Source organism: Curtobacterium sp. SORGH_AS_0776 (assembly GCF_031453355.1).
Lineage (GTDB): Bacteria > Actinomycetota > Actinomycetes > Actinomycetales > Microbacteriaceae > Curtobacterium.
In genome coordinates, this window is the sequence record NZ_JAVIYU010000001.1 from 340,864 (window position 1) to 365,558 (window position 24,695).

The window sequence follows — 24,695 nt, forward strand, 5'->3', positions numbered from 1 at the left end:
GATGTCCCTCGCCATCCGTCAGTCCGGCGTCGCCGGCAACGTCTACGCCAACGGCAAGCTGCACAAGTCCGTGCCGTGGCTGCTCCTCGTCGGCTCCTGGGTCGCGCTGATCCTCGTCTTCGCCCTGCTCAACGCCGGCGGCGCGGTCAAGGACTTCAACGTCGTCGCGGCGCTCTTCCTCGGCACGGTCCTGTTCGATGTCCTCATCGTGGTCGTCTCGCGCATCGTCGAGGGTGGTCGCAAGGCCGTCGACCGGCTCATCACCTCACTCGTCATCACGGCGTTCGTGATCGCGGTCCTGCCGCTCGTCTCGCTGCTGTACACGGTGCTCGCGGACGGCCTCGCCCGCTTCGACGTGGAGTTCTTCTCGTACTCGATGCGCGGCGTCATCTCCGAGGGCGGCGGCGCGCTGCACGCCCTGATCGGCACGCTCGAGATCACGCTGTTCGCGGCCCTGATCTCGGTGCCGATCGGCCTGCTCACGTCGATCTACCTCGTCGAGTACGGCACGGGCGCCCTCGCCAAGGGCATCACGTTCTTCGTCGACGTCATGACGGGCATCCCCTCGATCGTCGCCGGCCTCTTCGCGTACTCGCTCTTCGCGCTGTTCCTCGGCCCGGGCGCCCGCTTCGGCCTGGTCGGCTCGGTGGCGCTGTCGGTGCTGATGATCCCGATCGTCGTGCGCTCCACCGAAGAGGTCCTGAAGATCGTGCCGATGGAGCTCCGCGAGGCCTCGTACGCCCTCGGCGTCCCGAAGTACCTCACGATCCTCAAGGTCGTGCTCCCCACGTCGCTCGCCGGCATCACCACCGGCGTCATGCTCTCGATCGCCCGTGTCATCGGCGAGACCGCCCCGCTGCTGGTCACCGCCGGGTTCACGGCGAGCATGAACTACGACCTGTTCAAGAACCCGATGATGACCCTGCCGGTGTTCGCGTACACGCAGTACTCGCAGCAGGGCGCCAACCCGGTGCCGTTCGTCGACCGGGCCTGGACGGCAGCCCTCCTGCTCATCCTCATCGTGATGCTGCTGAACCTGCTCGCCCGCTTCATCACCCGCCTCTTCGCCCCCAAGCTCTCGCGCTGACGCGCGGATCCACCCACCCCGAAGGAACACAGTGTCCAAGCGCATCGAGGTCGACGGCCTCAACGTCTACTACTCGAAGTTCAAGGCGGTCGAGGGCGTCGACATGACGATCGAGCCCCGCACCGTGACCGCGTTCATCGGTCCGTCCGGCTGCGGCAAGTCCACCTTCCTCCGCACGCTGAACCGCATGCACGAGGTCATCCCGGGCGCCTACGTCGAAGGCTCGGTCAAGATCGACGGCGACGACCTGTACGGCGCGGGCGTCGACCCGGTGCTCGTCCGTCGCCAGGTCGGCATGGTGTTCCAGCGTCCGAACCCGTTCCCGACGATGTCCATCAAGGACAACGTGCTCGCGGGCGTGAAGCTCAACAACAAGCGCCTCTCCCGCTCCGAGTCGGACGACGTCGTCGAGCGGTCCCTGCAGGGCGCGAACCTCTGGAACGAGGTCAAGGACCGCCTCGACAAGCCCGGCATGGGGCTGTCCGGCGGCCAGCAGCAGCGCCTCTGCATCGCCCGGGCGATCGCGGTGCAGCCGGACGTGCTCCTCATGGACGAGCCGTGCTCGGCGCTCGACCCGATCTCGACCCTCGCGATCGAGGACCTCATCGAGGAGCTGAAGAAGGAGTACACGATCGTCATCGTGACCCACAACATGCAGCAGGCCTCGCGCGTCAGCGACAAGACGGCGTTCTTCAACATCGCCGGCACCGGCGCACCCGGCAAGCTCATCGAGTTCGACGACACCGCGACGATGTTCTCGAACCCGTCCGTGCAGGCCACCGAGGACTACGTCTCCGGCCGCTTCGGGTGATCGTCGTCCGCCCGTGCGGACCCTGAACGACAAGACCGACGTCGTACGACGTCGGTCTTGTCGTTCGTTGTGCGCGCGGGCTGTTGCGGGCGCAGGATTGCGACAACGCGCTCGTCGTACGACAGCGGCGATGTCGTTCCGGGTCCGCACGCCGCGGCAGCCAGGAGGCGCATCCCACCGCCCACAGGCAGCTCACGAATCACCGCCACCCGCCGGGCACGACGAACTCCCCGCCCGCGGACCGTGCCACGCGAGCGGGGAGACGTGCGAACCAGTGCCCGGGTCAGGCCGAGGTGGTCGGGACCGCCATGATCGGCGTCGTCGTCGGCTGGTCCGAGCCGCCGGCGGGCTCCACCGTCATGCCGATCGTCGCACCGTGCGACAGCGACCCCTTGAGGACCGCCGAGTGCACCCCGGAGGACACCCCGTCCATCAGACCGGCAGCGTTGATCTTGCCGCCGGTGCCCTCGGAGCCGATGTACCAGAGTTCGTAGGTCTTGCCCTCCGGAGCCGCGGGGACCCCGTCGAGGATGACCGCGGACTTGCCGACCTCGTTCGACCAGACGACCGTGGCCGTCCCGCCGCCCGCGACCTTGGCGGTGCTGCGCTGGAAGTCCGACGCGGCGTAGATCCGGTCGAGTCCGCCGGAAGCCTGGGTCGTACCAGGGCCGGGCTCGTTCGAGGGCGTGAAGGACGTGCCGACGCCGAGTCCGACGCCGAGGAAGACCACGGCGACGGCGGCCGCGGCGGAGAGTGCCGCTGCCGGACGCTGGAACCAGCGACGGCGAGCCTTCTCCGCAGCCGCACCACCGGCGGACGTGAGGTCCGTGGCGGGGGCGAACCGCGCCTCCTGGCCGGCATCGCCGACCGGCGCGTCAGCGACCGGAGCGGTCGTGGCAGCCGCCTCGGACCGCGAGGCCACCGGAGCAGCCTGCGGGGTCGATGCGATCTGGGCCATCAGCGACGCCTTGAGCGACGAGGGCGGCTCGATCGGGGTGACGGCGTAGGCGAGCTGCAGCGCGGTCTCGCGCAGCGAGTCCGTCTCGGCCTGCAGCTCCGGCGAGGTGGCGAGCGTCGAGTCGAGCAGTGCCCGCTCGTCGTCCGACAGCGCGTCGAGGGCGTGTGAACCCGTCAGCAGTGCGGGGTCGTCGTGTCGTTCGGTCATGATGTCACCCCCATCTCGTCGCGGAGTCTGATCATCCCGTCACGGAGACGGGTCTTGACGGTGCCGATCGGGACACCGAGGTGGTCGGCCATCTCGCTGTGCGAGTAGCCGCCGTAGTACGCGAGTTGGACTGCCTGGCGCTGGAACTCGGTGAGCTTCGCGAGCGCCCGGCTGACGCGTTCGTGTTCGATCCGGATCTCGACCGACTCGGAGACCTGGTCGAAGCCGGCCTCGAAGTCGCGGATGCCGATCTTCGTGTCACGGTCGTGCGAGGACTGCGATGCCCGCACCCGGTCGACCGCTCGGCGGTGGGCCATGGTGAGGATCCAGCTCGCTGCGGTGCCGCGCTTGCGGTCGTAGCGGGTGGCTTGCTGCCAGACCTCGAGGAAGACCTCTTGCGTGACCTCTTCCGACTGCGCGCGGTCCCGGAGGAGCCTGGTCACGAGGCCGAGCACGCGGCCCGAGAGCACGTCGTACAGCTCGGAGAAGGCTGCCTGGTCGCCGGTCGCCACGCGGGTGAGGAGGTCGTCTGGGGACGCCTGAGCCGGCTCGGTCGAGCTCCAGCTCTCGGTGTCACTGTCCACGATGGCAAGCATTGCAGGTTTCCCTCCTCTCGGTTGCGATCTGGCTGTGAGTCCTGTCCGACCACGCGTTCGGGTCTCGTGGTCGGACAGTGGTGCAGGACAGCACGAGGGCCCGCGTGACCCGCAGGGAATTGACCGCCAGGGAGCGGACCGGGTCTCGCGGGACCCTCGCTGTCGTGACCGGCTCATCGCCTGTCACGGTGATGATTCGGCACCCTCGCCCAACCGGATTGGAGCGGTTCTCACGGCTTGTCGCTGGGGCGCGCTCGGGGCACGCCCGGCGTCGGTTCTGTCCACCGAGAGTGAACAGGGTCGTGTGCACGGCCGCGGTCTCGTAGAATCGATGTCGCCGGGCCGCAGCAAGCCCCGGGCTCCAAAATTCGCCGCTTCGAGCGGCCTCGCGCCGAGAGGCGCTTCTGCGGCCCGGTTCTTCTCTGCCCGCTTCGTGCCTCGTGCCCGCTTCTCGGGTGCGCGTTCCGTGCGCGCTTCTCGGGTGCGCGTTCCGTGCCCGCTTCTTGCGTGCGTGTCGCGTGCCCGGTGGGCGTCGTCGCGGTCGGGCCTGGAGGCGCGGTGCGGGTCCGCCCCGCGGCCCGCTCAGTCCAGGCTGTCGCGACGCCAGAGCGACGCCGCCTCGGTGAGGTCGGCCGCCAGTTCCGACAGGCGCAGCGCGCGCGTCGTGAGCTCGGACGCCCGGTCCCCCGCCGTGAGGTCCGCGTCGTCCGCCACCGCGGTCGCCCCCGCTGCCGTGAGCCGGCAGAACGCGGCACCACGGTCGAGCGCCACCGCGAGGTCACCCGTGTAGAGGCCGTGCAGGATCCGGTCGGCCAGCGTCAGGATCTCCGCCGGTCCGGTCGGCTGCTCCGCGCCCGCGACGGCCTGGTCGATCGTGCCGATCCGCTCCGTGCCGCGCGCGAAGAGGTACGCGATCTCCTCCGGGTTCTGCCGGATGACGGTGCGGACGAGGTAGATCCGCCACAGTGCGCCCGGGAGCGTGTGCGCCCCCACCCGCGCCCACAGCTCGGCGATGGCGTCGATGCCGTGCACGTCCGTGTAGGTCACCAGGCGCTCGACGACCGCCGGGTCGGGATCCTGACGCACGCGGTGGAGCAGGGCGTTCGCGGTCTCGTGCGCGACGCGGTTCACCACGGCCGGGTCCTCGCCGCCCTGGATCGCGGCGAACTCCTGGTCGGTGAAGTGGACGGGACGGTGGTGATCGCGAGGCACCGCGTCAGTGTAGGCACGGCCGGTGACGCGCCCGCCCTCCGTTCGCCCAGAACGCAACCGCTCCGTCGCGCGTACGGTGTCTGATCGGGAGGCGCTCCTCCCGCACGCGAAGGAAGAGGACTCCCATGAACCCCCTGCTCATCATCCTGGCCGTGATCGCGGTCATCCTGCTGTTCGTCGGTGGCTTCACCGCGAGCCTGAAGTTCCTGCTCTGGGTCGGCCTCGTGCTGCTCATCGTCGCGGTCGTGCTGTGGCTCGTCCGCACGCTCACCGGGCGTCGCAGCTGACCCGTCCCCTCGGTTCTTCCCGGAGGCCCTCACCCGCTAGCCTTGCGGGTGAGGGCCTCTAGCTCAGTTGGTAGAGCACCGGACTTTTAATCCGAGGGTCGTGGGTTCGAGCCCCACGGGGCCCACCGAACGTGACCGTTCCTTGGCTTGGCCGGGCTTCCCGTAGGATCGTCGGCATGCGCGATCGCCCAACCGGCAGGATCGGCTCACTGGACGGACTCCGCGGCGTCGCTGCCGCCGTCGTCGTCGTCCACCACGCCTTCCTCTCGATCCCGACCCTCTCGGACGGCAACTACCGCCGTGACGTCCCCGACTGGGCGAGCTGGATGGTGTACTCCCCCGCCCACCTCGTGTGGGCCGGCAGCGAGGCCGTCTTCGTCTTCTTCGTGCTGAGCGGCTTCGTCCTGACCCTCCCGGCCCTCCGCCGGTCGCAGGACTGGATCGCCTACTACCCGAGCCGGCTCGTCCGCCTCTACCTGCCGGTGGTGGCGTCGATCGCGCTCGCGCTCGTGTTCTTCTTCCTCGTTCCCCGGCAGGACCAGCCGCACCAGTCGTTCTGGATCAACCGGCACGCCGAGCCGTTCACCCTGCACGGACTCGTGAACGACCTCACGCTCCTCGCTCCGACGCTCGTGAACAGCCCGCTCTGGTCGCTCACGTGGGAGGTCCTCTTCTCCCTGCTGCTGCCGCTCTTCGTCTCGATCGCCGCGGTGACCCGACGCTGGTGGTGGGTGACCGCCATCGTCGCCGTCTTCCTGTCGGCCCTCGGCGAGTACGAGCACTCGAAGTGGCTGATGTACCTGCCGATGTTCCTGCTCGGCTCCGCGCTCGCGGCCGGCTGGGAGCGCCTGCCGGACGTCCCGACGCTGCTCGGCTGGGTCCTGCTCGTGGTGAGCCTCCTCGGCATCACCGTGAAGTGGTGGCTGCCGACGACGGCGTGGTGGTCGCCCGTGCTGCCCGCGATCATCCTCGCTTCGGCCGGCACGATCGTCGTGCTCGCCGGCAGGTGGTTGCCCGCCGAGCGCTTCCTGCTCGGTGCGATCCCCCGCGAGCTCGGGCGGCTCTCGTTCAGCCTCTACCTCGTGCACGAGCCCATCACGGTGACCGTCGCGAACCTCCTCCCGCGTGCCCTGCCGTCCTGGCTGGTCCTCGTCGCGATCCCGATCGGCATCGGCGTCGCCTACGTGTTCTCGCGGCTCGTGGAACTGCCGGCGCACCGCTTGGCGAAGCACATCGCGAAGTCGCTCTCGAGCCGTCCACCCGTCCCGCAGGCTGTCTGACGGTTCAGCACCTCGCCGGGCGGGTGTCCGGGGGCACGGATGCTGAGCACCTACAATCCCGGTGTGGCTCGACGAACCGACGGCGGTGTGCCCGGCGGCTCCCGTCGGTCCACCGCGCAGACCAGGCGCCGACGAGCGGTCCCCGCGATCGCCCTCGGCGCCATGTGCCTCGGCATCGCCGGGCTGCTCGTCATGCTGCCCGCCGTGTCCGACGCATGCCAGCCGGTGCCCGCGACATCCGACTTCTCCGCTGAGCAGGTCGCGGACGCAATCGCCCCGGGCTCCGACGTCCTCATCGTCGGCGACTCGTACACAACGGGTCGCGGTTCCTACGACGACGTGCACGGGTGGGCGCAGGACCTCGTGTCCGAGCGGCAGTGGGACGCGACCATCAACGGCTACCCGGGCACCGGCTACGTGAACCCCGGCCGCGGTCGCTCGTCGCGCACCGTCTACCTGTCCCGGATCGAGCAGCGGGCAGCGCTCACGCCGGACCTCGTCATCGTCCAGGGCAGCCAGAACGACTGGCTCACCGACTCCACCACCCTCGAGAAGACCGTCGAGCGGACGCTCCGGCAGGCCGAGCTGCAGTGGCCGGACGCGGTCGTGGTGGCGATCGGCCCGTCGGCACCCCAGCCGCGCGCCGAGGCCACGACGGGCATCAACGACGCGGTGGCCGCGGGTGCCAACGCCGTGGGCGTCCCGTACATCGACGCGATCGACGGGCAGTGGTTCACCGCGATGAACAGCGGCAGCTACGCCGCGACCGACCAGCAGCACCTCAACGACGCCGGGTACCTGTACCTCGCGGGCAAGATCGACGCCGAGCTCGAGCAGCTCGCGACGCAGCCCGACGGCGAGCAGTGCCTCTGAGCACTCGACCGGGGTACAAGTCGTCCTCAGGAGCCTCAGGGTGGTTCCACTGCACAGTTCAGTCCGCGTTCAGCCGACTGTTGGGCTGCCGCCGATAGTGTCGTTCCCGGATCCGATCGACGGATCCTGCAGCACCGCACCATCGCAGAACGAACGGGGTACACCGTGATCGAGCCCATCGAAGCCACGCAGACCAGCACCACCGGTGACGCGCGCCGCATCGTCGAGCTCGCAGCAGCGACCAACACGACGATGAGCAACGAGCTCCTGCTCGACACGCTCCGCCGGAACGCCCAGGTCACGACCCGCCACATCCGCAAGGACTTCGTCGAGGTCGCGACCGGCACCGCGGTGCTCGGCTACGTCTGCCGACAGCGCAAGGACTTCATCGCCCTCCGCGGCGACGACCCGGCGTGGGCGCACGAGGTGGGCCGCTACGCGAGCGAGTCCCTCGCGGTCGAGGCGCTGCGCATGCGTCGCGCCTGACCCTCCCGGACGAACGACGAAGGCCGCCCCACCTCGGGGCGGCCTTCGTCGTGTCCGGCGCGGACCAGCCGCGGCGGTCCGGCTGTCGCCCCGCGCCCTGCCGAGTCTCGCCCTCGCGGACACCCTCGCGCCGCACGAGGCGCGAACGTGTACGCCGAGTCTCGGCTCCGCGGACACCGTCGCGGCGCGGGACACGCGAAACCGTCCGCACGGCCGAGTCTCGGCTGCGGACCGGCCGCGCCCGGGTCAGGACCAGACGCGGCGGATGCCCCAGCTGCCGGTCCAGGCCTCGTCGGGCTCGAGCCAGCGCAGCCCCTCCCCGGAGTTGAGCGCGTCGGCCGGCGCCGTCATCGGCTCCACCGCCACGGCCAGCCCGGTGCCGTCGCCACGGGGGAACTCGCGGGAGGTGAACACCTGCACGTACGGGAACGACCCGTCCTGCCAGAGTTCGACGCCGTCGCCCTCCGGCCCGTGCATCGTCGTGCGCCGGATCCCCTCGGCGTCGGGCGTGACGTCCGTGTACGCCGTGTCGAGGTCGGCGTCACCGGCGCGGACACCGGAGCGCAGGTCGAACGGGGTGCCGTCGACGGCCACGGTGCCGTTCGGGATCTTCCGCTCGTCCACGGTGAACGCCGTCGCGGCGTCGAGCCGGACGACGAGGTCCTCGGCGGGGGTGTCCCCGGCACGGAGGTACGGGTGCGCGCCGATCGCGAACGGCGCACGCACGCCGGAGCGGTTCACGACCTCGTGCGTCACCCGGATGCCGTCGTCGACGAGCTCGTGGTGCACGCGGGTCTCGAGCGTGAAGGGCCAGCCGTGCTGCGGGTGGATCGTGGCTTCCTGCACGATGCCGGACTCGGTCTGGGACACGACGCGGTACGGCGCGAACCGGAGCAGCCCGTGCGAGGCGTTGCCGTACTTCGGCTCGGAGACGTCGAGCTGCTGCTGCTTCCCGTCGAGTTCCCACACGCCGCCGGCGACGCGGTTCGGCCACGGCGCGAGCACGATCCCGTTCGCCCCGGGCGGCTGCGACGTGACGGGGAACGGCTCGGTGAGGTCGAACCCCGCGACGCGGAGTTCCCGGATGCCGGCCGCCACCTCGGTGACGATCGCCTCGACGACCCCGTCGGGTCCGGCGTGGCGGAGGTGGTACTGCCCTCCGGTGGGAGCTGCGGTCATGAGGTACGGGTCCTTCCCGGTGCGGATGGTGCTGATCGTGCGGATGGTGCTGGTACTGCCGGCTCGTCCGCCACGACCACCTCGACGCCGGCCGCCCGGATCGGGGCGACCTGCTCCGCCGTGGTCTCGGCGGTGACGACGACGTCGATGTCCTCGAGCCCGCGGACGACCCCGATGTGGGCCCGGCCGAACTTCGACCCGTCCGCGACCACGACCGTACGCCGAGCCGCGGCCGCGAGCATCCGCTTCGCCTCGGTCTCGGGCAGGTTCACGTTGGTGAGGCCGTGCGCGACGTCGACCCCGGTGCCACCGAGGAACACGAGGTCCGCGGCGATCATCGGCAGCAGCGTGCCGTTGAACGGCGCCACGAGGGAGTGCTGCAACGGACGGAGCGTCCCCCCGGTGACGATGACGGTGAAGCGCGGGACGGCGGCCTCGAGCACGAGCGCGGTCGTCAGCGAGTTCGTGACCACCGTGACGTCGACGAGGTCCTCGCGGGCGACCAGTGCCGTCGCCACGGCTGCGGGCGTGGTGCCGACGTCGAGCACGACGCACTGCCCGGAGCGCACGAGCGCCGCCGCGGCGCGGCCGATGGCGGCCTTGGCCACCTGGTGCTCGACGGCGGTCTCCTCGAAGGGGCGCTCGGTGGAACCGGCCCCGAGGCGGACGGCACCGCCGCGGACCCGCCGGATCCGCGCCTCCTGGTCGAGCAGGGAGAGGTCCTGCCGGACGGTCACCTCGCTGGTGCCGAGGGCCGCTGCCAGGGCGGCCGTGCGGACGAGTCCGGGCGCGCCCTCAACGATCGAGACGATGCGGTCCTGCCGCAGCGGCGCGGGGAGCGCGCCGGCCAGGAAGGAGAGGTCGTCGTCCGTCATGCCACCAGTTTCGCGTGCTTACGAACACTTTCGCAATGCTTCGTGGAGCCGCTAGGGTTGTGCGGTGATCACCAAGCGCGTGACGAAGCTCGCGGACGGACGCGACCTCTTCTACTTCGACGACGCCGACTCGACGCTGCCCGCAGAACGCAGCATCGACCAGCGTGTCCTCGACCCGCGGCCGGAGACGGCGCGCATGCGGCAGGACGTCCTCACGGGCGAGTGGGTGTCCATCGCGGCGAGCCGGCAGAACCGCGTGTTCCTGCCGCCGGCCGACCAGGACCCGCTCGCGCCGCAGTCGGCGGAGAACCCCTCCGAGATCCCGAGCCGGTACGACGTCGCGGTGTTCGAGAACCGCTCCCCGTCCTTCGGCCCGATGCTCGCCGGACCCGACGGGGCGGACGACGCCCCGCCGTCGCTCGACTCCCTGACCGAGGTCGGGCTGAACCGGCAGTTCCGGAGCGTCGGGCGGTGCGAGGTCGTCTGCTTCTCGCCCGCGACCGAGGGCTCCTTCGCGTCGATCTCCGAGTCACGCGCCCGCACCGTGGTCGAGGCGTGGGCGGACCGCACGGCGGCGCTGTCCCGGATGCCCGGCATCCAGCAGGTCTTCCCGTTCGAGAACCGGGGCGAGGCCATCGGCGTCACGCTTCACCACCCGCACGGGCAGATCTACGCCTACCCCTACGTCACCCCGCGCACCCAGCGCCTGCTCGAGAGCATCCAGCGGTTCGGGCCGGACCTGTTCGAGCAGCACCTCGCGAACGAGCGCGCCTCCGACCGGGTCGTCCTCGCCGGTGAGCACTTCACCGCCTTCGTGCCCTTCGCCGCACGCTGGCCCATCGAGATCCACATGCTCCCGCACCGGCACGTCCCCGACTTCGCCGGGCTCACCGACGCCGAGAAGGACGAGCTGGCGCACATGCACCTCCGGCTCACCCGCGGGATCGACAAGCTCTACGACGACCCGACGCCGTACATCGCCGCGTGGCACCAGGCGCCGGTGCACACCGGGCGCGACACCGTGCGGCTCATGCTCCAGATCACGTCCCCGCGACGCGCGGCGGACAAGCTCAAGTTCCTGGCCGGCAGCGAAGCCGCCATGGGCGCCTGGATCGGGGACCTCGTCCCCGAGAAGGCGGCCGAGTTCATCCGAGGAGGGATCGAACGCGCATGACGTTCCAGCAGGTCTACGGGTACGAGCCCGCGGTGCGGTACTCCGCGCCCGGCCGGGTCAACCTGATCGGCGAGCACACCGACTACAACGACGGGTACGTGCTGCCCTTCGCCATCGACCGTCGCACGACCGCGTCGATCGCGCCCCGGGACGACCGGCAGCTGCGCGTCGCGTCGGCGTTCGACGCGGGCACCGTCGTCGAGCTCTCCCTCGACGAGCTGGCGCCCGAGCGCATGGACGGCTGGTCGGCGTACGTCCTCGGCATCGCGTGGGCGCTCCGCGAGCAGGCGGGCGCCGACCTCACCGGCAAGACCGGCTTCGACGTCTTCATCGAGTCGGACGTCCCGGTCGGCGCCGGGCTCTCGTCGAGCGCGGCGATCGAGTGCGGCGTCGCACTCGCCTTCAACGACCTGTGGGAGCTCGGGCTCGACCGGAAGACCCTGGCCCGGGTCGGCCAGTACTCCGAGAACCACGCCGTCGGCGCCCCCACCGGGATCATGGACCAGTCCGCCTCGCTGCTCGGCGAGCAGGACGCGGTCGTCTTCCTCGACTGCCGCACGCTCGACACCGCCGTGGTCGACCTGGCGCTCGAGGCGAACGGGCTCGAGGTCCTCGTCGTCGACACCCGCGTCGAGCACGCACACGCCACCGGCGGCTACAAGGCCCGTCGCGCGTCGTGCGAGCACGGTGCAGCCGTGATGGGCGTCGAGGCGCTCCGCGACCTGTCGGTCGACGACCTGCCGCGCGCGCAAGAACTCCTCGACGACGAGACCTTCCGCCGTGTCCGGCACGTCGTGACCGAGGACCAGCGCGTCCTCGACACCGTCCGCACGCTGCGCGAGCACGGGCCGCGAGCGATCGGGTCCCTGCTGGTCGCGTCGCACGAGTCGATGCGGGACGACTTCGAGATCTCGGTGCCGGAGCTCGACCTCGCGGTCGCGACCGCGATGGAGCACGGTGCGGTGGGCGCGCGGATGACCGGTGGCGGCTTCGGTGGTGCGGCGATCGCGTTGGTCGACCAGGAGGCGCGGCAGACGATCGCAGACGCGGTCACCGCCGCCTTCGCCGCGGCCGGGTACCGCGAGCCGACGGTGTTCACGGTGCACGCCGCGCAGGGCGCCCGGCGCGACTGACGCGCCGGGTCGCGCCGGCCGCCCGGGCCGGGACCGCGGGTCAGCGGGTCGCGTGCCCCGTGGTGACGGTCACGCCGCCCCACGGGAAGCCGTGCGGGTGCAGGACCTCGTGGTCGATCTGGTCCATCACGACGTGCCCCTGCCACACGGTGTAGATCAGCACGCCGACCACGACGACCACCGGGACGGCCAGGTACGCCGCGAACCGGACGATGTCGCCGAGTGATCGCTTGCCGAACCGCGCGAGCATCGGCGGCAGGAACACCCCGACGACGACCACGAGGAGCAGGACGGCGATCGCGGCGGGCGCTGTGTGTCCCTCGGCCTGCACGGTCGGCGGCGCGCTCGACAGCGGGTTGCCCGCGTTGTCGATCCAGTGCCCGTCGCCGTCCGTCCCGCCGTACTCCGACGAGACGGACCACATCGTGAGCGTCGGGTACGACAGGAGCGCGACGGCCCCGATCAGCACGAGGCCCCGCGCTCGCGGTCGCAGCTTCCGTCCGGCGTGCGCCATCACGGGCGCGGTCTGCACGTTCTCCCCCATGTGCGAGACCGTAGCACCGCGGTCGACGCTCACGGCGCGCCCTCGAGTCGCTGGATCGACCACGAGACGTCGCCGATCGTGAACGGGTGCAGGTCGCCGTGCGCGACGGCCCAGTACACCCACTGCCACTGCACGATGAACAGCACCCACACCAGCACGGTCGCCCCGACCACCCCAGCCAGACCGAGCGCTAGCACGCGGTCCTGGTCCCACCGCGCGGCACCGCGCCGAGCGACCCCGACGACGAAGCCGGCCACCGCGAAGCCGACCGTGAGGAGCACCCACCCGATCCACGGCCGGGCCTCGAACTGCACGAAGCCGAGTTCGTGCACGTCCGTGCTGCCGGGCAGCCGCGGCTGAGCGGACCAGTTCTGTCCGAGGACCTGCAGGAACAGGCACAGCAGCGTGATCCAGACGAGCTTGCGGGCGTCCTTCGTGAAGAGCGACTCGCGTGCCCGGGGCTCCGCGGCGGAGGTGGTCATGCCCGAACGGTAGCGCGGTGCCGGCCGCGGCAGAAGCGCCCGTCCGGGGCACGCCCCGGACCCGGCCACCTCGGGCCCGCGCGGACGTGGCGGCGCCGACCCGCGCCTCCCGACCGTGCTCCGTGAGCAGAAATGGTCGGGTTCCACGACGGGACCCGACCATTTCTGCTCACGAAGCGCACGCGCGGCGCGGCGCGCGCAGCGCGCTAGTGCAAGTGGCGCTCGGCGGCCTCGACGACGTTCTTCATCAGCATCGCGCGGGTCATCGGGCCGACACCGCCGGGCGTCGGCGACAGGAAGCCCGCCACCGAGGCGACCGCGGGGTCGACGTCGCCCCGGAGGCGAGCCTTGCCCGTCTCCGGGGAGACCACGCGACTGATGCCGACGTCGATGACCGCCGCACCGGGCTTCACCCAGTCCGGCTGCACGAGCCCCGCGACACCGGCCGCGGCGACGATGATGTCCGCGCGGCGGCACTCGGCGGCGACGTCCTCGGTGAGGGAGTGGGTGAGGGTCGCGGTGGCCTCGAGCCGGGTGAGGAGCAGCCCGAGCGGACGACCGACCGTGAGCCCCTGCCCGATGATCGTGACGTGCTGGCCCCGGATCGGGACGTCGTACGCCTCGAGCATCGCGACGATGCCGCGCGGGGTGCACGGCAGGGGTGCGTCGATCGTGCCGGCACCGCCCGGGACGGCGAGCACGAGCTCACCGAGGTTGGTCGGGTGCAGGCCGTCGGCGTCCTTCGCCGGGTTCATCAGCTCGAGCATCGGGATCGGGTCGATCCCCTGCGGCAGCGGGAGCTGCACGATGAACGCGGTGACCCGGGGGTCGTCGTTCATCTGCAGGATCGCTGCCCGGATGTCGGCGGCCGACGCGGTCTCGGGCAGGTCGATGCGGACCGAGTCGAGCCCGATCTGCGCCGAGTCGCGGTGCTTGCCCGCGACGTAGGACACCGAGCCCGCGTTCTGGCCGACCATGATCGTGCCGAGCCCGGGGCGGAACCCGTGGTCGTGCAGCCGGTCGATGCGGACCTTCAGGTCGTCGAGCGTGCGGGCGGCGAGGGCGGTGCCGTCGATGCGGACGGCACTGCCCTCACCCGCCCAGCGCTCGCGCGGCAGCGGCGCGGGCGACGGGGCGGCGCCGCTCACGCGTAGAGCGGGAACGCGTCGGTCAGGGCCTTCACCCGGGCCGAGAGCGCGTCGATGTCGGGGTTCGGCATGAGGGTCAGCGCGATGATGTCCGCGACCTCGGTGAACTCCGCGTCGCCGAAGCCACGCGTGGCCAGCGCCGAGGTGCCGATGCGGACACCCGAGGTGACCATCGGCGGGCGCGGGTCGAACGGCACGGAGTTGCGGTTCACGGTGATGCCGACCTCGTGCAGGAGGTCCTCGGCCTGCTTGCCGTCGACCTCGGACGTGCGGAGGTCCACGAGCACGAGGTGCACGTCGGTGCCACCGGTGAGGACGTCGATGCCTGCAGCCTTCGCGTCGTCGGCCGTCAGCCGTGCGGCGAGTGCCTGTGCACCGCGGATCGTGCGCTCCTGGCGCTCCTTGAACTCCGGGGTGGCGGCGAGCAGGAACGCGGTGGCCTTGGCGGCGATCACGTGCATGAGCGGACCGCCCTGCTGGCCCGGGAACACGGCCGAGTTGAGCTTCTTGAAGAGCGACTCGTCGTTGGACAGGATGATGCCGGAGCGGGGGCCGCCGAGGGTCTTGTGCACCGTCGAGGACACCACGTGGGCGTGCGGCACCGGGGACGGGTGCAGGCCGGCGGCGACGAGACCGGCGAAGTGCGCCATGTCCACCCAGAGCTTCGCGCCGACCTCGTCCGCGATCTCGCGGAACTTCGCGAAGTCGAGCTGGCGCGGGTAGGCCGACCAACCGGCGATGAGGACCTTCGGCTGGTGCTCGATGGCCTTCGCGCGGATGTCGTCGTAGTCGACCTCGAACGTCTCGGGGTCGACGCCGTACGCGACGGCGTTGTAGATGCGGCCGGAGAAGTTGAGCTTCATGCCGTGGGTCAGGTGACCGCCGTGCGCGAGCTCGAGGCCGAGGATGGTGTCGCCGGCGGACGCGATGGCGTGCAGGACGGCCGCGTTCGCGGTCGCACCCGAGTGCGGCTGGACGTTGGCGTACTCGGCGCCGAAGAGGGCCTTCGCGCGGTCGATGGCGAGCTGCTCGGCGACGTCGACGTACTCGCAGCCGCCGTAGTAGCGCTTGCCCGGGTAGCCCTCGGCGTACTTGTTGGTGAGCACGGAGCCCTGCGACTCGAGGACGGCGCGCGGCACGAAGTTCTCCGACGCGATCATCTCGAGGGTGTCGCGCTGGCGGCCGAGCTCCTGCTCGAGGACGCGGGCGATCTCGGGGTCGACCTCGTTCAGCGGGGCGTTGAAGGCGGTGTTGGTGGCTGCGGGGGGCAGATCGGTGATGGACACGGGACTCCTCGTTGTCTGTTCCGTCGCGCACGCGCACGACGAGGTGGACGGGTGGGCGCGGCCCAGGCGTACGGCCGCGCACCGTGTCAGGTGTCGCTCCCCGATGGTGACCCATCCAACGCCAGTCGCGACCCCCCGATCGTACCGAGCGAGCAGGTTCGTGTCACCCTGGGTGCATGACCCTGTTGACGCCCGACGTGGACGAGCGCACCGACGCCCGTACGAGCGTGCGACCGGACACGCCGTGGGTCGCGGTCGTGTGGGACGACCCGGTGAACCTCATGTCCTACGTGACCTACGTCTTCCAGCAGTACTTCGGCTTCCCGCGCGCGAAGGCGGAGCGACTCATGCGCCAGGTGAACGACGAGGGACGCGCGATCGTGGCGACCGGCCCCCGCGAAGCGATGGAGGCCCACGTCGAGGCCATGCACGGGTACGGGCTGCAGGCCTCGGTGGACAGGGCGCCCGCTCCGTGATCCCGTTCGTCCGCCGTGCCGACGGCGTGCACCTCGCCATGTCCTCCGGCGAGCGCGGCGTGCTCACGTCGCTGACCGAGCAGCTGCAGCAGGTGCTCGACGGGGACCTCGCATCGGACCCGGTCGCGGCGCGGATGTTCCCGGACGCCTACCGCGACGACGCCGAGGCGAGCGCGGAGTTCCGGCGGTGGACCGAGTCGGACCTGGTGGCGAGGAAGACCGAGAACGCCCGGGCCGTGCACGCGTGGCTCACCGGGGCACGGGACGGCGCCTTCGAGACCTCGGACGAGCAGGCGTGGCTGCGCTGCCTGACGGACCTGCGGCTGACGATCGCGGACCGGCTGGGGATCGTGGACTCCGCCACGGAGGAGCAGTCGTCCACCGCCGACGCGGGCGTCGGCCTCCGGGACGTCTACGACTGGCTCGGGTACGTGCAGGAGCACCTGGTCGAGACCCTGACCGGTCCGCGGTGAGCGTCGCCTTCCGCCCCGTCGACGGTGACGACCTGGAGGCGCTGCTCGCCTTCTCGACGGACGAACCGGTTGCGTGGATCGGTGCGAACCGGTACCGGGCCGAGTCCGCCACGGGCAACTACCGCCCGGAGTGGTCGTGGCTGGCCCTGCGGGACGGTCGCCCCGTCGGCCGCGCCCTGTGGTGGGGCGGCGCGGACGCCACGGCACCGTCGACACTCGACGACCTGCTCATCGCACCGGGTTCGTCCGACCCCGACGAGCGCCGGGAGATCGCCGCCGGACTCATCGCCGCCGGGGCCGCCGCGTTCGGTTCGCTGCCGGAGTGGATCGTCGACGTCGCGGTGGACTGGCACACGGACGACGACGCCGTCGCGGCCGTGCGGTGGCGGACGGAAGCGGCCCGTGCCGCCGGACTCGGACGGATGACCGAGCGGGTCAGCGTCGCGCTCGAACAGCCGGGCGCTCCCGCGACGGCGTCGGTGCCGACGCCGGCCCTGCGGTTCCGCGGCGGCGGCGACGCCGAGTTCGTGGACCTGTTCGCGCGCGTCGCGGTCGGGAGCCTCGACGCACACACGCTGGCCGCCGTCGCCGAGCTGGGCTCGCGGGGCGCGGCCGCCGACGACCTCGCGTTCTACCGGTCGCTACCCGGATCCCGTGACGGGTGGCGGATCGCCCTCGACGCGGAGGGGCTCGTCGTCGGCTTCGTCATCGCGACCCGGACGGCGTACGACGCGGCCGTCAGCTCCATCGGCGTCCTGCCGCAGCACCGGGGTCGCGGCGTCGTCGACGGACTGCTGGCCGAGGCGGTCCGGGTGCACGCCGCTGCCGGTGCACCGCGGGTGGTCGGGACGACGGACGCGACGAACACCCCGATGCGTCGGGCGTTCGAGCGTGCGGGGTTCGTGGTGACGAAGCGGCGGATCGTCTTCGAGCCGTGAGTTCAGAAGGCAGCCTTGCAAGTTCACCTGTCGAAGTAGTACCGTGACGGTATGGAATCTGACGGCGACGGCTCGGACGTGCTCGCCGGGGCGCTGCTGACGCTGTACGGCAAGATCCGCCGCACGACCCTCGTCGGCAAGGTCGACGACGTCACGGCCTCGCAGTCCGCCGCACTCGGTCGACTCGTCCGCGACGGCGCGACCACGACGGCCGAACTCGCCCGCGCCGAGGGCGTCCGGCCGCAGTCGATGGGGGCGACCGTCCAGGCGCTCGAGGACCTCGGCCTCGTCACCCGCACGCAGGACCCGACCGACGGGCGCCGGACCATCGTCGCCGCGACTGACACCGGCCGCACTGCCCGCGACGAGTCCCACCGCGCCCGGACCCGCCTGCTCGCCGAGCGCCTCGCGACGCTCGACCCCGACGACCGTGCCACGGTCGCCCGCTCCCTCCGCATCCTCGAACCCCTCGTCGAACCGTGACCACCAGGAGGGGCGACCCGCGTCGACCGACGCGAGCCGCGCCTCCTGGCCGTCACGACGCGACCCCCTCGCAAAGGCAGCCGAACACGTCCACCGCAACCGCCTCCACACCCGTCTCCCCGTCGACCGATCCCGGCGGGAGCGGCTTCGGCCCGAAGCTCCTCGTGCCGGTCCTGGTCGGACCGCTGCTCAACCCGATCAACACGACGATGGTGTCGGTCGCCCTCGCGCCGATCTCCCGCGACCTCGGGATCGGTGCCGCGCAGGCGATCTGGCTCGTCGCGGCGCTGTACCTCGCGAGCGCCATCGCGCAGCCGACGATGGGCAAGCTCGCCGACCGGTTCGGTCCGAAGAAGGTGTTCCTGACCGGACTCGTCATCGTCGGGGTCGCCGGGATCGTGCCCGAGTTCCTGACCGGCTTCGGCGGCGCGGTGTTCGCGCGCGTGCTGATCGGCATCGGGACCTCGTCGGCGTACCCGGCCGCGCTGACGACCCTGCGCCAGCACTCCGCCCGCATCGGGAAGCCCACCCCGCCGCTCGTGCTCGGCGCGCTGTCGATCACGTCGCTCGTGTCCGCCGCCGCCGGGCCGCCCCTCGGTGGAGCGCTCATCGCCGCGTTCGGCTGGCACGCGATCTTCCTCGTCAACGTCCCGCTCGCCGCCTTCGGGATCGTCGTCTCCGCGCTGTGGCTGCCGTCGGACAGGCTCCGGCCGCGGACCGACGAGGACCTGCCCGTCCTCACCGCGCTCGACCCGTTCGGGATGCTGCTCATGACCGGCTTCGTGTCGGCGCTGCTCGTGTTCCTGCTCGACCTGTCCGCCGGACTCTGGTGGCTGCTCGGCACGGCGGTCGTGCTGCTCGTCGCGCTCGTGCTCTGGGAGCTCCGCGCCGTGCGGCCGTTCGTCGACGTGCGCATGCTCGCCCGCAACGGGGCCCTCTCCCGCACGTACATGCGGCTGTTCCTCGTGTACATGCTCGCCTACACGATGACCTACGGCTTCTCGCAGTGGGTGCAGGACGTCGCGGGCTACTCGAGCGACGTCGCCGGGTACATCCAGCTGCCCGCGGCAGTCGTCGCCGGGGTCGCGTCGTTCCTCATCGCCCGGAAGACCGCCGTGCGGGGGCCGCTCATCGTCGCGGCCGTGGTGCCGATCGTCGGCGGGCTGCTCCTCCTGCTGCTCCACACCGGGTCGCCGGTGTTCCTGCTCGTCCTCGCGCCGGCGCTGTTCGGCGTGCCGCAGGCCCTGGCGTCCGTGTCGAACCAGGCGGCGCTGTACCGGGTGGTGCCGGCGGAGTACATCGGGACCGCGGCGGGGCTGTCCCGGACGAGCGTGTACATCGGAGCGATCGGGGCGTCCTCGCTGATCGGCGGGGTGTTCGGCCAGGCCCCGACGACGCCGGACCTGCACGTGCTGGCGTGGGTGATCGTGGGGGTCGCGGTGCTGTTGAGCGTCCTGACGATCGCCGACCGGGCGCTGTCGCGGCCGCTCCCCCGCTGACGCCGCGGGGCGGCGCGCGCCGCGGCGGGCGGCGGGCGCAGCCCGCCCACCCGGCCGGCCGCTGGCCAGACGCGCGCACAACCAAAGTCACGTCGAACCGCGCGATCGTCCGGTTCGACGTGACTTTGGTTGTGCGCCGCCCGCTTGCGCCGCCGCCCGGCGGCGCCGGAGCCGCGCGCGCCGCGCCCGCGCGACCGCCGGCGAGCCGCAGCTCGACCGGCGGGGCCGCGCCGCGCCTCCCGACAGCGCGATCCCGGTACCCTGATGCGGTGACCGACCCGACCGCCCCGAGCGAGCAGACCCCCACGCACTGGACCCTCACGCTGGTCTGCGACGACCAGCCCGGGATCGTGCACGCCGTCTCCGGAGCCGTCGTCGCCGCGAGCGGGAACATCACCGAGTCGCAGCAGTTCTCGAGCGTCGACACGAACACGTTCTTCATGCGCCTCCAGGTCATGGCACCCGTCGACCGCACCACGTTCGAGGCCGCGCTCGCCCCCGTCGCCGAGCGCTACGACGCCCGCGTCCAGCTCGACGTCGTCGGCCGGCCGCTGCGCACCCTCGTCCTCGTGTCGAAGGCCGGACACTGCCTGAACGACCTGCTGTACCGGCAGCGCGGCGGACAGCTCCCGATCGAGGTGCCGCTCGTGCTCTCGAACCACGCGGACCTCTCCGAGCTCGCGTCGTTCTACTCCGTGCCGTTCGAGCACCGGCCGGTGACGGACGCCGCGAGCAAGCAGGAGATGGAGCGCCGGGTGCTGCAGGCGGTCGAGGAGCACGACATCGAGCTCGTCGTCCTCGCCCGGTACATGCAGATCCTCTCGCCGGAGCTGTGCGCCGCACTCGAGGGTCGCGCGGTGAACATCCACCACTCGTTCCTGCCGGGCTTCAAGGGCGCCAACCCCTACCGGCAGGCACACGCCCGCGGGGTCAAGCTCATCGGTGCGACGGCGCACTTCGTGACGAGCGACCTCGACGAGGGCCCGATCATCGAGCAGAACGTCGTCCGCGTGGACCACACGAAGGACCCCGCCGAGCTGGTCTCGATCGGCCAGGACGAGGAGTCCCGCACGCTCACCCAGGCGGTGCGCTGGATCGCCGAGGACCGTGTCCTCCTCGACGGCGCCCGCACCATCATCTTCAAGTAGGCACCGCATGTCAGCACCGCAGTCCCCCGTCGATTGGGGCGACACCCCGGACCCGCACGCCATCCGCCCCCGGAGGCTCGACGGCTGGACGGTGCTCCGCATCCTGGTGTGCGCGTTCGGCCTGGTCTCGCTGGCGTACTGGGGCTACATCGCGTGGCCGTTCCCGATGCCCGGCATCCTGTTCATGATCGGCGCACCGGTGTTCGCCGCGGTGGTCTGGTGCCTGTTCCGGTCGCAGGCGTCGCCGATCGAGACGGACATCGTCGGCAAGACCATCGTCGAGGTCGCCCTCGTGATCGCGGCCGGCGGGTGCTGGATCTCGATCGGGCACCCGGTGGTGGGGCTGGTCTTCATCCTCGTGGCGGCCCTCTCCGGCGTGGTGCAGTTCCGGAAGGAGACCCGGTGAACGGCGGCGGCTCCGGCGGCCAGGAGGCGCGGCGCACCCTGATCCGCTCGGCCCACGTGGTCGACGCGGCCGGCTCCACGGCGGACGGCTGGGTCCTCGTCGTCGGTGACACGATCCACGCGGTCGGCTCCGGCCCCGAGGCACCGGCGGCGACCTCGGTGCACGAGGTCGTGGACCTCGGCGACGCCGTCCTGACGCCCGGCTTCATCGACCTGCACGGCCACGGCGGCGGCGGCACCGCGTACGAGGACGACTCGATCGCGGCCGCCCTCGAGGTCCACCGGTCGCACGGCACGACCCGCTCGGTCCTGTCCCTCGTCGCGAACCCGGTCCCCGCGCTGACCGCCTCGCTCGACCGCATCCGCACGGTGATGGCCGACGACCCGCTCGTGCTCGGCGTCCACCTCGAGGGTCCCTTCCTCTCCCCGCACAACAAGGGCGCCCACAACGAGTCGTTCCTGATCGACCCGGCGCCCGGTCCGGTCGCGGAACTGCTCGAGGCCGGCGAGGGCGTCGTCCGCCAGGTCACCATCGCGCCGGAGCTCGCCGGCGCCCTCGACGCGACCGAACGGTTCGTCGCCGCGGGCGTCACCGTCGCCGTGGGCCACACCGTCGGCACGTACGACCAGGCCCGGGCAGCGTTCGACGCCGGCGCGACCATGCTCACGCACGCGTTCAACGCCATGCCGGGCATCCACCACCGGGCTCCCGGGCCGATCGCGGCGGCCGTGGCCGACGACCGTGTGACGCTCGAGCTCATCCTCGACGGCGTGCACGTGCACCCGTCCGTGGCGTCGATGCTGCTGCGGGCGGCGCCGGGTCGTGTCGCCCTCATCACCGACGCCATGGGCGCTGCCGGTGCGGCCGACGGCTCCTACACGCTCGGGTCCCTCGCCGTGACCGTGACGGACGGAATCGCGCACGTGGCGGGGACGGACACCATCGCGGGGTCGACGCTGACGCAGGACGTGGCGCTGCGGAACGCCGTGACCCTCGCGGGACAGGCGCTGCCGGACGCCGTGGCGGCGCTGACCAGCGTGCCGGCGGCGGCGCTGGGGCTCGGCGACCGGCTGGGTCGGCTCGCGCCGGGGTACGCCGCCGACCTCGTGGCGTTGTCGCCGTCGTTCGAGGTCCAGCGGGTGTGGGGCGCGGGGCGCGAGCTGCGCTGACGCGCCGCGGCGCCTACCGGTCGACCGGCCGCCCCCGCACCCCGCTCGCCCACGACGTGTCCGCCGTGTCCCCGACCCGCAGCGACAGCGTCCCACCGCGGGTCACGAACGACGCCGGCACCCACGACTTCTCGAGCGTCCGGCCGTCCAGACGTGCACCGTGGACGTACGGCTCCGTGCCGGAGGACCGGACGACGATCCGCTCCCCGCTCGACCGCCGGATGTCGACCGTGCTGAACGTCGGGCTCCCGATGAGCATCTCCGCCCGCCCCGGCGTCTGCGGGAACAACCCGATCGACGCGAAGACGTACCAGGCGCTCATCGTGCCGAGGTCGTCGTTGCCCGGCAAGCCGCTCGGCCCGGTCGTGTAGGCGTCGTCGACGACCCGACGCACGGTCTCCTGCGTCTTCCACGGCTTGCCGAGCGCGTTGTACATCCACGGCGTGTGGATGTCGGGCTCGTTGGTCGGGTCGAACTTGGTGGGATCACCACCGGTCACCGCGAACGCGCCGGAGCTGTCGTGGAAGAAGGCGTCCAGGCGAGCCGCAGCGGCGTCGTCACCGCCCAGCGCGGTCGACAGCCCGTGCACGTCCTGCGGCACGAGCCACGTGTACTGCGCACTCGTCCCCTGCGCGAACCCGGTGCCGGTCGAGGGCGACCAGTCCGGTGTCCACGATCCGTCGGCCTGGCGAGCGGCCTGGTAGCCGACGGCCGGGTTGAACGTGTTCTTCCAGTAGGTCCCGCGCTCCGCGAACATCCGGGCGTCCGAGCGCAGCCCCAGCGACGAGGCCCAGTACCCGAGCGCACTGTCGGAGATCGAGTCCTCGAGGGTCTCCGCAGCGCCACCCCAGCACGAGCAGTCGTCGTTCGCCGCGTAGTGCCGCTGCAGGTACTCGTCGAGGGCCGGCCGCTGCGCCAGGCACTGACCAGGGCACCCGATGTCACTCTCGGCGTCGGCGTTCTCGACGGTGGCCTGGTGCCGTAGCGAGGCGTAGGCGGCTCGCACGTCGAAGTTCCGGACACCCATGGCGTACCAGGTGGCGAGGGTCGCGGCCGAGGGGTCGCCCGTCATCACGTGCGTCGGCGCCCCGAGGTGGAGCCAGCGGTCCCACACGCCACCGTTCTGCTCGGCGAACCGCAGCATCGACTGCGCCATGTCCCCGGCGACGTCCGGTCGCAGCAGGGCGAGCAGCTGGATCTGCGCCCGGTACTGGTCCCACCCGGAGTACGTGCCGTAGACGGCCCGGTGTCCCCGGTCCATCCGGTGCACCCGCTGGTCCGGCCCCAGGTAGCGGCCGTCGCGGTCGTTCAGCGTGTTCGGCTGCATGAGCGCGTGGTACACGGACGTGTAGAGCTGGGTGGTCCGGTCCGCCGTGCCGCCACCGACGCGCAGGCGCGACAGTTCGCGGTTCCAGGAGGCGCGGGTGCCGGCCGCCACGCTGGCGACGGTCGAGCGCGGGGTCACCTCTCCGTCGCGGTTCGCGACGGCTCCTGCCGCGCTCACGTACGAGATGCCGATCTTCGCGTGCACCGTCGCACCGCGACGCGCGTCGAAGCCGACCCACGCGCCGGAGCCGCGTCCGGCACGGTCGGCGCCGGTCAGGTAGCCCTCCCCGCCGGAGGAGGACGTGCCTCCTGGTCGGACCGCGCCGTCCTGCCAGGTGCCGGTGCTCGTGAACGCCCGGTCGAAGGTCGCCGTGAAGAACAGGCGGTAGTAGCTGCGGCGGTCGGGGTTCGTGGCCCCGCCCCCGTTCGCTCGGCGGCTGCAGAAGCCGCCGGTCAGGACGCTGCCGCTGACCGTGCGGGTCCGTGCGTCGACGCGGGTGGTCGCCGCCTCGCTGCCGTTGATCGAGTTCGACGTGCGGAAGAGCAGGTTCGCGTCCTTGCCTGCCGGGAACGCGAACTCGCCGACGCCGGCTCGCGTGGTGACGGCGAGGTCGGTTCGGACGCCGTTGTCGAGGCGGACCGTGTAGCGGCCGGGGCTCGCGGACTCGTCGTCGTGCGAGTACCCGGCGGCGTAGACCGCGTCGGTGGAGTCGGACGACGGCGAGGTCGTGACCGGTGTGGTGACGGGCATGATCGGCACGTCACCGGCGGCCCCCGGCGCGCAGCCGGCACCGTTCAGGTGCGTCAGGCTGAACCCCCGCAGTCGGTCGACGTCGTACGAGTAGCCGTTCGCGACCGGGGTCGAGGTCTGGTCGCCCGCGGTGCCGGTGGGGCTCCACTGCATCATGCCGAACGGGGCGGTGGCGCCGGGCCACGTGTTGCCGTCACCGCTCGTACCGATGAACGGGTCGACGTACCGGGCGGGGTCGGAGACGGTCCGGGCCGCCTGTCCTGCCTGCCCGGACGGCGAGGCGACCGCCGGTGCGGCGACCAGCCCCGTCCCGAGCAGCGCGGCGATCGTGGCCACCGCGGCGAGCGGCAGCGGGCGGAGGAGCGGGCGACGGTGCACGCGGGAACGGTTCACGCCCGCGACGCTAGA

The 24,695-nt window shown here is 71.7% G+C and carries 26 protein-coding genes, 1 tRNA gene and 1 riboswitch; of the genes, 17 read left to right on the top strand and 10 right to left on the bottom strand.

Going from position 1 to position 24,695, the window contains the following annotated elements; all coding sequences use genetic code 11:
• Position 1: 1 nt before the first annotated feature.
• Entirely contained in the window at positions 2–1,087 is a 1,086-nt protein-coding gene (pstA, locus tag QE359_RS01710; protein ID WP_070417789.1) for a phosphate ABC transporter permease PstA, read from the top strand.
• Positions 1,088–1,118: 31 nt separating this feature from the next.
• Positions 1,119–1,898: a phosphate ABC transporter ATP-binding protein PstB gene (gene pstB, locus QE359_RS01715; RefSeq protein WP_070417788.1), complete on the top strand. Its 780-nt coding sequence runs from the start codon at positions 1,119–1,121 to the stop codon at positions 1,896–1,898.
• A 283-nt stretch (positions 1,899–2,181) separates the two neighbouring features.
• Here pstB and QE359_RS01720 read toward each other — a convergent pair whose 3' ends face one another.
• The 3 genes from QE359_RS01720 to QE359_RS01730 form a co-directional block, all read right to left on the bottom strand.
• Positions 2,182–3,063 (bottom strand): anti-sigma factor, encoded by an 882-nt coding sequence (locus tag QE359_RS01720; RefSeq protein WP_309777156.1) that lies wholly within the window; start codon positions 3,061–3,063, stop codon positions 2,182–2,184.
• Positions 3,060–3,659 (bottom strand): ECF RNA polymerase sigma factor SigK, encoded by a 600-nt coding sequence (sigK, locus tag QE359_RS01725; RefSeq protein ID WP_309777158.1) that lies wholly within the window; start codon positions 3,657–3,659, stop codon positions 3,060–3,062. Before sigK ends, QE359_RS01720 begins: the two co-directional genes overlap by 4 nt.
• Positions 3,660–4,241: 582 nt before the next feature.
• Positions 4,242–4,871 (bottom strand): DNA-directed RNA polymerase subunit beta, encoded by a 630-nt coding sequence (locus QE359_RS01730; protein WP_070417785.1) that lies wholly within the window; start codon positions 4,869–4,871, stop codon positions 4,242–4,244.
• Between the two features lie 125 nt (positions 4,872–4,996).
• Here QE359_RS01730 and QE359_RS01735 point away from each other — a divergent pair, with 125 nt between their 5' ends.
• From QE359_RS01735 to QE359_RS01755, 5 genes are all read left to right on the top strand, one after another.
• Positions 4,997–5,158, top strand: coding sequence for a hypothetical protein (locus QE359_RS01735; protein WP_175473634.1), 162 nt, complete (start codon positions 4,997–4,999; stop codon positions 5,156–5,158).
• Positions 5,159–5,210: 52 nt separating this feature from the next.
• Positions 5,211–5,283 (top strand) — tRNA-Lys (locus QE359_RS01740).
• Between the two features lie 51 nt (positions 5,284–5,334).
• The gene (locus tag QE359_RS01745) at positions 5,335–6,438 is read left to right on the top strand and encodes an acyltransferase (protein ID WP_309777162.1); all 1,104 of its coding nucleotides are present in this window, start codon (positions 5,335–5,337) and stop codon (positions 6,436–6,438) included.
• 63 nt (positions 6,439–6,501) lie between these two features.
• Positions 6,502–7,311: an SGNH/GDSL hydrolase family protein gene (locus QE359_RS01750; protein WP_309777164.1), complete on the top strand. Its 810-nt coding sequence runs from the start codon at positions 6,502–6,504 to the stop codon at positions 7,309–7,311.
• Between the two features lie 165 nt (positions 7,312–7,476).
• On the top strand, positions 7,477–7,797 hold the full coding sequence (locus tag QE359_RS01755) for a hypothetical protein (RefSeq protein ID WP_070417782.1): 321 nt from the start codon (positions 7,477–7,479) through the stop codon (positions 7,795–7,797).
• A 246-nt stretch (positions 7,798–8,043) separates the two neighbouring features.
• On the opposite strand, the gene QE359_RS01760 is transcribed toward QE359_RS01755, so the two are convergent.
• Positions 8,044–8,976 carry an aldose 1-epimerase family protein gene (locus tag QE359_RS01760; RefSeq protein ID WP_229085266.1) on the bottom strand — a complete coding sequence of 311 codons (933 nt, stop codon included), beginning with the start codon at positions 8,974–8,976 and terminating at the stop codon, positions 8,044–8,046.
• Entirely contained in the window at positions 8,973–9,851 is an 879-nt protein-coding gene (locus tag QE359_RS01765) for a DeoR/GlpR family DNA-binding transcription regulator (protein WP_309777166.1), read from the bottom strand. The genes QE359_RS01760 and QE359_RS01765 overlap by 4 nt, the downstream gene beginning before the upstream one ends.
• 64 nt (positions 9,852–9,915) lie before the next feature.
• Here QE359_RS01765 and galT point away from each other — a divergent pair, with 64 nt between their 5' ends.
• Together galT and galK are read left to right on the top strand one after the other, a co-directional pair.
• Entirely contained in the window at positions 9,916–11,025 is a 1,110-nt protein-coding gene (gene galT / locus QE359_RS01770; protein ID WP_309777168.1) for a galactose-1-phosphate uridylyltransferase, read from the top strand.
• Positions 11,022–12,158: a galactokinase gene (gene galK, locus QE359_RS01775; RefSeq protein WP_071302107.1), complete on the top strand. Its 1,137-nt coding sequence runs from the start codon at positions 11,022–11,024 to the stop codon at positions 12,156–12,158. Before galT ends, galK begins: the two co-directional genes overlap by 4 nt.
• A 40-nt stretch (positions 12,159–12,198) precedes the next feature.
• On the opposite strand, the gene QE359_RS01780 is transcribed toward galK, so the two are convergent.
• The 4 genes from QE359_RS01780 to glyA all read right to left on the bottom strand — a co-directional run bounded on the left by QE359_RS01780 (position 12,199) and on the right by glyA (position 15,612).
• The gene (locus tag QE359_RS01780; RefSeq protein ID WP_309777170.1) at positions 12,199–12,702 is read right to left on the bottom strand and encodes a hypothetical protein; all 504 of its coding nucleotides are present in this window, start codon (positions 12,700–12,702) and stop codon (positions 12,199–12,201) included.
• Positions 12,703–12,731: 29 nt separating this feature from the next.
• Positions 12,732–13,184: a hypothetical protein gene (locus QE359_RS01785; RefSeq protein WP_309777171.1), complete on the bottom strand. Its 453-nt coding sequence runs from the start codon at positions 13,182–13,184 to the stop codon at positions 12,732–12,734.
• A 206-nt stretch (positions 13,185–13,390) separates the two neighbouring features.
• Complete coding sequence (locus QE359_RS01790) at positions 13,391–14,302, bottom strand: tetrahydrofolate dehydrogenase/cyclohydrolase catalytic domain-containing protein (RefSeq protein WP_261647001.1); 912 nt, start codon at positions 14,300–14,302, stop codon at positions 13,391–13,393.
• A 26-nt stretch (positions 14,303–14,328) separates the two neighbouring features.
• On the bottom strand, positions 14,329–15,612 hold the full coding sequence (gene glyA / locus QE359_RS01795) for a serine hydroxymethyltransferase (protein WP_302847420.1): 1,284 nt from the start codon (positions 15,610–15,612) through the stop codon (positions 14,329–14,331).
• A gap of 59 nt (positions 15,613–15,671) precedes the next feature.
• A riboswitch (ZMP/ZTP riboswitch) is annotated at positions 15,672–15,757 on the bottom strand.
• Between the two features lie 37 nt (positions 15,758–15,794).
• Here glyA and clpS point away from each other — a divergent pair.
• The 8 genes from clpS to nagA all read left to right on the top strand — a co-directional run bounded on the left by clpS (position 15,795) and on the right by nagA (position 22,210).
• A complete protein-coding gene (gene clpS / locus QE359_RS01800; RefSeq protein WP_083403394.1) occupies positions 15,795–16,094 on the top strand; it encodes an ATP-dependent Clp protease adapter ClpS in 300 nt (99 codons plus the stop codon).
• Positions 16,091–16,567: a DUF2017 family protein gene (locus tag QE359_RS01805; RefSeq protein WP_309777172.1), complete on the top strand. Its 477-nt coding sequence runs from the start codon at positions 16,091–16,093 to the stop codon at positions 16,565–16,567. The genes clpS and QE359_RS01805 overlap by 4 nt, the downstream gene beginning before the upstream one ends.
• Positions 16,564–17,505, top strand: a complete 942-nt coding sequence (locus QE359_RS01810; RefSeq protein ID WP_309777173.1) for a GNAT family N-acetyltransferase — start codon at positions 16,564–16,566, stop codon at positions 17,503–17,505. Before QE359_RS01805 ends, QE359_RS01810 begins: the two co-directional genes overlap by 4 nt.
• Positions 17,506–17,556: 51 nt before the next feature.
• Positions 17,557–17,988 carry a MarR family transcriptional regulator gene (locus QE359_RS01815; protein WP_309777174.1) on the top strand — a complete coding sequence of 144 codons (432 nt, stop codon included), beginning with the start codon at positions 17,557–17,559 and terminating at the stop codon, positions 17,986–17,988.
• A gap of 164 nt (positions 17,989–18,152) precedes the next feature.
• Positions 18,153–19,487, top strand: a complete 1,335-nt coding sequence (locus QE359_RS01820; protein WP_309777176.1) for an MFS transporter — start codon at positions 18,153–18,155, stop codon at positions 19,485–19,487.
• Between the two features lie 269 nt (positions 19,488–19,756).
• Positions 19,757–20,635 (top strand): formyltetrahydrofolate deformylase, encoded by an 879-nt coding sequence (purU, locus tag QE359_RS01825; RefSeq protein ID WP_071302110.1) that lies wholly within the window; start codon positions 19,757–19,759, stop codon positions 20,633–20,635.
• Between the two features lie 7 nt (positions 20,636–20,642).
• Complete coding sequence (locus QE359_RS01830; RefSeq protein WP_309777178.1) at positions 20,643–21,041, top strand: YrdB family protein; 399 nt, start codon at positions 20,643–20,645, stop codon at positions 21,039–21,041.
• Positions 21,038–22,210 carry an N-acetylglucosamine-6-phosphate deacetylase gene (nagA, locus tag QE359_RS01835; RefSeq protein WP_309777179.1) on the top strand — a complete coding sequence of 391 codons (1,173 nt, stop codon included), beginning with the start codon at positions 21,038–21,040 and terminating at the stop codon, positions 22,208–22,210. The genes QE359_RS01830 and nagA overlap by 4 nt, the downstream gene beginning before the upstream one ends.
• A gap of 13 nt (positions 22,211–22,223) precedes the next feature.
• Here the strand turns inward: nagA and QE359_RS01840 are convergent, their stop codons facing one another.
• Entirely contained in the window at positions 22,224–24,680 is a 2,457-nt protein-coding gene (locus QE359_RS01840) for a GH92 family glycosyl hydrolase (RefSeq protein ID WP_309777180.1), read from the bottom strand.
• Positions 24,681–24,695 lie beyond the last annotated feature (15 nt).

What these genes read in the sequence shown, in the direction of transcription:
- pstA (WP_070417789.1), top strand. Translation starts at nt 2, where the DNA reads ATGTCCCTCGCCATCCGTCAGTCCGGCGTCGCCGGCAACGTCTACGCC.
- QE359_RS01720 (WP_309777156.1), bottom strand. Translation starts at nt 3,063, where the DNA reads ATGACCGAACGACACGACGACCCCGCACTGCTGACGGGTTCACACGCC.
- sigK (WP_309777158.1), bottom strand. Translation starts at nt 3,659, where the DNA reads ATGCTTGCCATCGTGGACAGTGACACCGAGAGCTGGAGCTCGACCGAG.
- QE359_RS01735 (WP_175473634.1), top strand. Translation starts at nt 4,997, where the DNA reads ATGAACCCCCTGCTCATCATCCTGGCCGTGATCGCGGTCATCCTGCTG.
- QE359_RS01745 (WP_309777162.1), top strand. Translation starts at nt 5,335, where the DNA reads ATGCGCGATCGCCCAACCGGCAGGATCGGCTCACTGGACGGACTCCGC.
- QE359_RS01760 (WP_229085266.1), bottom strand. Translation starts at nt 8,976, where the DNA reads ATGACCGCAGCTCCCACCGGAGGGCAGTACCACCTCCGCCACGCCGGA.
- QE359_RS01765 (WP_309777166.1), bottom strand. Translation starts at nt 9,851, where the DNA reads ATGACGGACGACGACCTCTCCTTCCTGGCCGGCGCGCTCCCCGCGCCG.
- galK (WP_071302107.1), top strand. Translation starts at nt 11,022, where the DNA reads ATGACGTTCCAGCAGGTCTACGGGTACGAGCCCGCGGTGCGGTACTCC.
- QE359_RS01780 (WP_309777170.1), bottom strand. Translation starts at nt 12,702, where the DNA reads ATGGGGGAGAACGTGCAGACCGCGCCCGTGATGGCGCACGCCGGACGG.
- QE359_RS01785 (WP_309777171.1), bottom strand. Translation starts at nt 13,184, where the DNA reads ATGACCACCTCCGCCGCGGAGCCCCGGGCACGCGAGTCGCTCTTCACG.
- clpS (WP_083403394.1), top strand. Translation starts at nt 15,795, where the DNA reads ATGACCCTGTTGACGCCCGACGTGGACGAGCGCACCGACGCCCGTACG.
- QE359_RS01815 (WP_309777174.1), top strand. Translation starts at nt 17,557, where the DNA reads ATGGAATCTGACGGCGACGGCTCGGACGTGCTCGCCGGGGCGCTGCTG.
- QE359_RS01830 (WP_309777178.1), top strand. Translation starts at nt 20,643, where the DNA reads ATGTCAGCACCGCAGTCCCCCGTCGATTGGGGCGACACCCCGGACCCG.